The 8,455-nt window shown below is 39.3% G+C and carries 6 protein-coding genes; 1 reads left to right on the top strand and 5 read right to left on the bottom strand.

Going from position 1 to position 8,455, the window contains the following annotated elements; translation table 11 throughout:
• From F3G86_RS10430 to F3G86_RS04595, 5 genes are all read right to left on the bottom strand, one after another.
• Nucleotides 1-625: hypothetical protein (locus F3G86_RS10430; protein WP_188116417.1), on the bottom strand; the 625-nt coding region annotated here is incomplete at its 3' end.
• Nucleotides 622-1,086, bottom strand: coding sequence for an SET domain-containing protein-lysine N-methyltransferase (locus tag F3G86_RS04610; RefSeq protein ID WP_188116416.1), 465 nt, complete (start codon nucleotides 1,084-1,086; stop codon nucleotides 622-624). The genes F3G86_RS04610 and F3G86_RS10430, both read right to left, overlap by 4 nt.
• 52 nt (nucleotides 1,087-1,138) lie before the next feature.
• Nucleotides 1,139-1,891 (bottom strand): amino acid ABC transporter substrate-binding protein, encoded by a 753-nt coding sequence (locus tag F3G86_RS04605; RefSeq protein ID WP_149723113.1) that lies wholly within the window; start codon nucleotides 1,889-1,891, stop codon nucleotides 1,139-1,141.
• A gap of 9 nt (nucleotides 1,892-1,900) precedes the next feature.
• Nucleotides 1,901-2,680: an amino acid ABC transporter substrate-binding protein gene (locus tag F3G86_RS04600; protein ID WP_148815181.1), complete on the bottom strand. Its 780-nt coding sequence runs from the start codon at nucleotides 2,678-2,680 to the stop codon at nucleotides 1,901-1,903.
• Nucleotides 2,681-2,826: 146 nt separating this feature from the next.
• Nucleotides 2,827-6,279 carry an acyl-[ACP]--phospholipid O-acyltransferase gene (locus F3G86_RS04595; protein WP_149723112.1) on the bottom strand — a complete coding sequence of 1,151 codons (3,453 nt, stop codon included), beginning with the start codon at nucleotides 6,277-6,279 and terminating at the stop codon, nucleotides 2,827-2,829.
• A 171-nt stretch (nucleotides 6,280-6,450) separates the two neighbouring features.
• On the opposite strand from F3G86_RS04595, the gene mnmG reads away from it, so the two are divergent.
• On the top strand, nucleotides 6,451-8,313 hold the full coding sequence (gene mnmG, locus F3G86_RS04590) for a tRNA uridine-5-carboxymethylaminomethyl(34) synthesis enzyme MnmG (RefSeq protein ID WP_149723111.1): 1,863 nt from the start codon (nucleotides 6,451-6,453) through the stop codon (nucleotides 8,311-8,313).
• Nucleotides 8,314-8,455 lie beyond the last annotated feature (142 nt).

Below are 8,455 nucleotides of genomic sequence, written 5' to 3'. Positions count from 1 at the left end.
ATTCTTTATCATTTAAGTTTTCTAAGATGGCTACATTTGTTATATTGCCGCTATTATTTAGTATTTTAAGGCTATCTGCACTATCTTTTAAGTTAAAATTTACATCTATAAAATTCATTGCCTCTTTGATTAAGCTATCTTGCAAATTAAAAATAATAGACGGTAGATACGAACTATCGGTTTCTTTAACAAAGATATTGCGAATACAATTATAAAAATCTAATTTGTCTTGTTCATGCCTTGTGACATTTTCTATATTATTTAGTGGCAAAACAAAGCCAAGCTCATACACTATACAAAATTGAAATAGCCTATAGTCAAACATTAAGTATGCTTGCAAGTCATGTTCATCTATAAAATCAGATATATTAAATTTGTCGTTGATATTAAAATGATCACTTTTCAGTTCTGCTTGTAAATCTTTAGAATTTATAAGTTGGTTATCTAAAATTATAAATGAACTATATAGATTAAAAAGCTCATCCATAGTTTGTTTCCAACAAGGTGCTTTAACGTTTTTATATTTTTTAAAATTTTCAATATTTATTTTTGTATCAAAGAGCTTTATTAGCGTTTGTGTATTGATTTCTATTGGTTGAATAATTGTGGTTTTAATATGTATCACAAAAACCCTTTTTCTTTATCGTCAAGGTACTCTTTTTTTAATGGTTCTTTGTTGTAGTCTATGACTATTTCATCATTTTTATTTATTTGTTTTATTGTTTCTATGCGAATTGGATTGTATTTTATCTCTACATTTGGCACACTTGAATGATTTATATAGCTGTATTTTGTTCTAAATGCTCGTACAAGTAATGTTTTATTGCTAAGTGCATTCCACTCCATAAAAATATAGTTTTGATATTTCCCTAAATTTATACTCTTTGCTATTTCATCATAGTGATCCCAATTCATTACTTGTCCATCTAAAAAGCAAAGTATTGTGCCACTATCTAAATTTTTATTAGCAAAAAGTCCAAATCCATGAATTTTACTTTCAGCAATATATGTAAAATTTATATTATCTATTACGGTTTCATCTATAAAGTCTATGTCTTTTGTTACATCTGTATCTTTTTCGCTCAAAATTTCTCCTAGTTCTCAAAAGGTAAAGCCAATAAAAATATTGGCTTTAAAATCATTTTGAAATATCTTTTCCAAAATATTTCATTGAAATTTCGCTTATCTTGCCCTCGGCTTTTAGCTCATTAAGCGCTTTGTTTATAGCTTCTAGTAGCTCAGTGTTGCCCTTTTTAAGAAGTGCAGCTGTTGGCATCGGCTCGTTGCTAGTGTATGCGATCTTTAGCGGTGCATTTGGGCGTTGTTTGATGTAGTCAAAAAATGTGACGTTATCATTTATCGTATCATCAGCTCTTTTTGAGATGATAAGCTCCACGCCTTTGCTAAAGCCATCAGCCACGACCACTGTTGCGCCGTTTTTCTCAGCTATCGCTGCCCAGTTGCTAGTTGCAGAGTGCACGCTTTTTTTGCCCTTTAGGTCAGCAAAACTTCTGATGTCGTTATTGTCTTTATGCACGACTATTACGGGATATGGCATGGTGTAAGGCACGCTCATGTCATACTTTTTCTTTCTATCTTCGCTTATGCTAACTTGATTAAATACAACATCTGCTTTGCCAGCGTCAAATGCCGCAAGCATCGCATCCCATGGGGCTGTTAGAAACTCTATCTTTAAATTTAGCTTCTTTGCTACAGCTTTTGCGATATCTACGTCATAACCTACTAGCTCGCCCTTTTCGTCATAAAATGAGTAAGGTGAGTAAGTGCCTTCAGTTGCAACTATAAGCTCGCCTTTTTTGATAGTTGAAGCATTTAAATTTAAAGCTAAAAAAGCACCTGCGATAAAGCCAAAAATGGGCTTAAAATTCATTGATTCTCCTTATTTAGAAATGTCTTTGCCGAAGTATTTAAGCGAAATTTCGCTTAAAACTCCTTCTTTGCTAAGCTCATTTAGGGCATTATTTATCTTATTTAGTAGCTCTTTGTTACCTTTTTTAACAATCGCAGCCGTATACATAGGCTCATCACCAGCTTCGATGATCTTTATAGGGGCGTTTGGATGTTGCTTGATGTAGTCATAAAACATCACAGCATCATCTATCGTATCATCAGCTCTTTTTGTGATGATCAAATTTATCTGATCGCTCAAACTATCGGCCACAACTAGCTTGGCGCCATACTTTTCAACGGTTGGTATCCACATGCTATTTACTGAATGCACGCTTCTTTTTCCTTTTAGATCAGCAAAGCTTTTGATGTCGTTATTATCTTTATGCACGACGATGGCTGAGTAAGAGAGCATATATGGCACGCTGTAGTCATACTTTTTCTTTCGCTCGTCGGTTATGCTAACTTGGTTAAATACCACATCAGCCTTGCCAACGTCAAATGCCGCAAGCATCGCATCCCATGAAGCTTCGATAAATTTTGGCTTTACGCCTAGTTTTTTAGCCACAGCTCTTGCTATCTCTACGTCATAGCCCATTAACTCATCTTTTTCATTGTGAAATGAAAATGGTGAATAAACACCCTCGGTCGCTATCCTTATGACGCCATCTTTCTTGATCTGCTCGTAAGAATTTGCCAAGGCAGAATTTAAAGAGAACAAGCAGCCAACTACGAAGGTTGCACCAAATTTAAAAGCACTAGAAAATTTCATACAAAACTCCTTATTAAGAAAAATAAAATCAATAATGGAATTTGCAAAAAAAGAAAATTTTTTAAGATTTATGCAAATGTCAGTCGCAACTGCGACCTATGTGATATTTTGGCGCTATTTTATCACAAAAATAAAAGAGCGGCGCCTCACTCCGCTAAAAGTGAGACCGCTAGAGCTTTAACGCCCTTAAAATCAACCTTTCCGCTTGCAAGCGTTGGGATATCATCAACGATGAATATATAACTTGGCATCATTATCGGAGCTAGGCTACTCTCTTTTAAAATTTGCTCGATATTCTCAGGCTCTGTGCCACTTTTTACTAAAAGTGCGATTGCTTCGCCCTTTTTGCTATCTGGCACGTTTGCACTGCTAAAGACAACGTCGCTTCCGAGCACCTTTGCAAGCTCTTCTTCGACGCTTCCAAGGCTTATCATCTCGCCGCCAATTTTAGCAAATCTTGAGTATCTATCGACGATAAAGACAAAGCCGTTTTCGTCTATGTGGCCTTTATCGCCGGTTTTATAGTATCTGACGCCGTCAATATGCGTGATGACGTCGCTTGTTTTGGCTTCGTCGTTTAGATAGCCTTTCATCACCTGCGATCCGCCGATCACGATGAGTCCGTCGGTGCCAGTTTCTAGCTCTTCAAGCGTTTCTGGGTCGATTATCTTTATGATGGTGCCAGGCAGAGGCATGCCAACGCTGCCTGGTCTATTAAATGTAAGCTCTTTTAGGCTCTCTTTTTCTAGGATATTTGGCATATTTACAGCCGCCACCGGCGCCGTTTCGGTAGCGCCATATCCTTCATAAATTTCTATGCCAAATTTGAGCCTAAACTCGTCTTTTATCTCAGGTTTTAGCTTTTCAGCCCCAGCTACGACCATTCTGGCACTTTGAAACATCAGCGGATGAAGCTTTTTGTTTCTGGTGTAGAGCCTAAAGAACGTTGAGGTGCCAAAGATGATGCTAGCGCTGTGTCTTGCGGCCATTTTACCGATAGTCGCTCCGTCTGTTGGGTCAGGTACGCTTATCATTTTTATACCCTCGCAAAGCGGCATGAGCGTGGTGACTGTTAGGCCAAATGAGTGAAATACTGGGAGTGAATTTAAGATCACGTCATCTTTTTTGAAATTTAGAAGTTCGCTTATTTGCTTAATGTTTGCAAGTAAATTTTTATGGCTTAGCTCGATGCCTTTTGGCTCGCCTTCGCTGCCGCTACTAAATAAAATGGTAGCCGTATCCTCTAAGCTTACACGCTTAAAATAGCAAAGCTTGATGAGCCAAGCTGGAGCAAAAAAGGCAGTTAAAAGCGCTAAAAATTTCTCTTTTTTTGAGACGCTGGCTGAGAGATCTTCAGCAAATTTAGCCTTTTCGCTCATCGCATCTTTTAGATCAAAGCCCTTAAGTGCGAGCTTTTCAAGAAATTTGCTAGAGGTGATGACTGTATTTATATTTGCCTTTCTTAGGGCGTGATTTAGCGAGGTCTCATTTAGTGTGTAGTTTAAATTTACGCTTACTTTGCCCATGGCAAGAAGCGCCATATTGACGATAGCTGCGATGCTTGAGCTAGGTAGCAAGATGCCTATATTCTTCTCATCTTTTAGCTCGCGTTTGAAAATTTTGATAAAGACTAAAACAGCTGTTATAAATTTCAAATTGCTTAAATTTAGCCCAGTGCTGTCGCTCACACACTCTTTAAATTTATCCTCTTTTGCGTTATTTAGCCATTCGCTTGTTAGTGGTTTTTGCCTTGAGATAAAGCTCTCCCACGATGAAAAGCTAAGCTCAAGCACCTTTTGCTTCATCTTTGCAGCGTTTATAAATGTGGTTATTGGCTTGCCAAAGGCGACGATGATGTCGCGTCTGCCGTTTTTAGAAGTGAGGTCTTTGTAAAATTTACTAGCTCTTGAAAAGCTCGAACCCCAAAGGCCACGAAGGTAAAATGGCACGATGCAAATTTCTTCTAGATCTCTGATGATAAGCTCAAAGCCCTTTTGAAACTCATTTATCTGGCCGTTGTAGCTGATGTGGCCCTCTGGGAAAAGTGCGACCACTTCGCCATTTTTTAGGCACTCTCTAACTAGCTCGATCGACTCTTTGCTAGCGCCTGCGCCTATTGGGATCACTTTAAAAAATTTAAAAATTTGCTTTAGATACCATTTGTTATAGATCGTTCTATACATGACAAATCTTATGCCCCTTGGGCTTGCAGCTTGAAGCACGAGCCAGTCGATCCAGCTGATGTGATTGCCAAGAAGTAGTGCGCCGCCACTTTGCGGTAAATTTTGAAGTCCTTCAACAAAAAAGCGGTACTTTGTCTTTAAAAATGGCAACAAAAGCAGCCTTGTGAAAAGATGTGGAAGCTGTAAAATGGCGTAAAAACTGCCGACTAAGCAAACAAGCGCTGTAAAGACAAAGAGGCCAGTGGTTGAAATTTCAAAATATACTAAGCCTATGCCAATGGCTAGAAATAGTAGCATTGAGACGTTTTGCAAGAAGTTGTTTGCCGCCATTATCTTTCCGGTGCTCTTTTGTGGCGCAAAGTACTGGATCATCGCATTTAGCGGCACTATAAATATGCCTCCAAAAAAGCCAAATGCAAATGAACTAAGGCTCACTACGCCGATGCTTGAGCCAAATGCGAAAAATAAAAGCGAGAAAAATATACCCATAGCGCCCATCGGTACTATACCAAGCTCGATGTGTAGCTTTGACATAGAGCCAGCCACGTATGAGCCAAATGCGATACCTATGGCGCTTACTGCAAGGATCGCTTGCACTGCTAGAGAGCTGTCGTCATTAAAAACTGCCTTGTAGTGAGCTGGGAAGGCTGCGATGATGATCTGAGAGATGCCCCAAAATATGCTAAGTCCAGCGATGCTTAGCCAGATATTTTTATCTGATCTTACCTCTTTTAAATTCTCTCTTAAGTAGCTAAGGCTGATGTATCTTTTAAGCTCAAATTCTCCGCTTTGTTCGTTTGTTTCGCTGATATAAGGTAGCTTGTAGGCAAAAAATGCTTCAAGCGCGCTAAATACGACTAAAAAGATACCGATAGGATAGACGCTTTTTAAAATTTCTTCTGAGTTTTCGCCTTGGATGTATAAATTTTCAAATATAAATGAAAATAAAAATGAGCTAACAAGTATCGCTACGATGGTGAGCGCTTGGATGACGCCGTTTGCTGTGCCAAGTCGCTCAGTGCCGACAAGTGCTTTGATGATGCCGTATTTTGCTGGCGAGTAGATCGCACTTTGAGCAGCCAAAATGAGTGTGAGTGCAAATGCCACGCCAAAGGCACCCAAAAGGTAGCTAATAAGCACCGCAACGCTGATAACAACGCCAAAGACGGCGCAAATTCTAATAACCTTTGTCTTTGCAAATTTGTCATTTATAAAGCTTGAAGGCGAAAATAAAAATATAAATGGAAGCAAGATCATTGCATTTATAACGGCTGTTAGGATAAAAAGCGTATCGCCTGAGTAGGTCTTTAAAAGGACGTTTTGAATTGTTATTTTGTGCGCTAGATCGACACTTGCGTTTAAAAATGCGATCGCAAGGTAGGGCAAAAAGCCAGTGACTTTTAGTAAATTCCTCATGAATAAAGCCTTTTTGGATTTAAAATTTTGTAAATCTAACAGCAAAATATTTAAAATATCATTAATAAAAAACTCTAGCCATAAATTTTGTGGTGAAATTTCTTTGAAAAAATTTAAATTTTATATGCTTTTTGATAAAATCCGCCTATCAAAAATAAGGAAAAATTTATCATGAACTATGAAATCATCGTCGTTGGCGGCGGACATGCTGGCATTGAGGCAAGTCTTGCGGCTGCTAGAATGGGCAAGCAAACTTTACTGATCACTATCTTAGCCGAGCAAATAGGCGCTGCAAGCTGCAACCCAGCCATCGGAGGCCTTGCAAAAGGGCATCTTGTAAAAGAGATCGACGCGCTTGGAGGCCAAATGGGACTTACAACTGACGCTGTTGGCATCCAGTTTCGTGTGCTAAATGAGAGCAAGGGCCCAGCAGTACGTGGTAGCCGCGCTCAGATCGATATGGATAGATACCGCGTTTATATGAGAAATTTGCTTTTAAACACTCCAAATTTAGAAATTTCTCAAGAGATCGCCACTGAGATTTTAAGCGAAAATGGCGAAGTAACAGGCGTTAAAACCCACCTAAATAACATCTATAATGCAAAAAAGGTGATAATTACAACTGGCACATTTTTAAACGGGCTAATCCACGTTGGATTTAACAAACTTGAAGCTGGCCGTGTGGGCGAGCTAAGCGCAAAGGATCTAAGCTCTAGCCTAAGGGAGCTTGGGCTAAATTTAGGCAGACTAAAGACTGGAACATGCCCAAGGATCGACGCAAAAACGATAAATTTTGAAATTTTAGAGAAGCAAGATGGCGATGCAAAGCCAGTTGCGTTTAGCTTTAGAACTAAAAATTTCTCCCCAACGCAGCTGCCATGCTACATCGCCTATACAAACGAAACCACCCATGAGATAATCCGCTCAAATTTTGACAAAGCGCCGCTTTTTACAGGTCAGATCGAGGGCATCGGACCAAGATATTGCCCAAGTATCGAGGATAAGATAAACCGCTTTGGCGATCGCGACAGACACCACCTTTTCATCGAGCCTCAGACTCTTGAAGCGACAGAGTACTACATAAACGGCTTTTCAACGAGCCTGCCTTATGAGGTGCAAGTGCAAATGCTCCGCTCTGTAAAGGGTTTTGAAAACGCCAAAATCGTAAGGCACGGATATGCTATCGAGTACGACTACGTCGAGCCAACGCAGCTAAAACATAGCTTGGAGACTAAAAAAGTAAAAGGGCTATACTTGGCTGGGCAGATAAACGGCACGACTGGATACGAGGAGGCCGGCGCTCAGGGGCTAATGGCTGGTATAAATGCTGCGCTTTCGCTGGACAACAAAGAGCCGCTTATCTTGCGCCGTGATGAGGCGTATATCGGCGTTTTGATAGATGATCTTGTGACAAAAGGGACAAAAGAGCCATATAGGATGTTTACGAGTAGGGCGGAGTATCGCTTGCTTTTGCGTGAGGAAAATGCCATTTTAAGGCTTGGCAGATATGGGCATGAGCTTGGACTGCTTGATGATGAGACTTTTAACGAGATCAAAAATATAAAAAGAAATTTAAAAGAGGGGTTGGAGTTTTTAAACAGCACTCAGATCACGCCAAGCAAGGCAAATTTAGAGCTTTTAGTAAGTCTTGATGAAGAGCCGATCAGCCAAAACGTGAGCCTTCAAAAGATAGTTGCTAGAAAGAGCTTTACGGCTGAAAAACTAAGAAAGCTTGATGAGAGATTTGCCACACTTGATGATGCGAGCATGGATCAAATTTTAACCGAGTGCAAGTATCAGCACTACATCGGCGAGCAAAAAAATCAGATCGAAAAAATGAAAGATATGATGGATGTAAAAATTCCTGAAAATTTCGACTTTAGAAGTATAAGCGGTCTTAGCAACGAGGTGGTCGAAAAGCTTGAGAAATTTGCCCCGCCAACGCTCTTTGCGGCGAGTGAAATTTCAGGTATCACGCCAGCAGCTATCGATATCTTGCATATCTACATAAAGATGAGCGAGAAAAAGGCTTAAATTTAAGCCTTTTATGGTTTTAAAGTTTAACTAGCGTTTAAAACTTAAAACAAAGTCACTCGTTTTTAGTAGTTGCTATTTATAATTTTTTAAGTTTAATAAATTTTATTATTAAAATTTTCTATTTTTCAAGCGCTAAAAT

It is taken from the genome of Campylobacter concisus, assembly GCF_902460595.1.
GTDB classification, from domain to species: Bacteria; Campylobacterota; Campylobacteria; order Campylobacterales; family Campylobacteraceae; genus Campylobacter_A; species Campylobacter_A concisus_BL.
This window is presented reverse-complemented; position numbering and strand designations above follow the sequence as displayed.

Coding starts and splice junctions, on each gene's coding strand:
- F3G86_RS04605 (WP_149723113.1), bottom strand. CDS start 1,891: ATGAATTTTAAGCCCATTTTTGGCTTTATCGCAGGTGCTTTTTTAGCT.
- F3G86_RS04600 (WP_148815181.1), bottom strand. CDS start 2,680: ATGAAATTTTCTAGTGCTTTTAAATTTGGTGCAACCTTCGTAGTTGGC.
- F3G86_RS04595 (WP_149723112.1), bottom strand. CDS start 6,279: ATGAGGAATTTACTAAAAGTCACTGGCTTTTTGCCCTACCTTGCGATC.
- mnmG (WP_149723111.1), top strand. CDS start 6,451: ATGAACTATGAAATCATCGTCGTTGGCGGCGGACATGCTGGCATTGAG.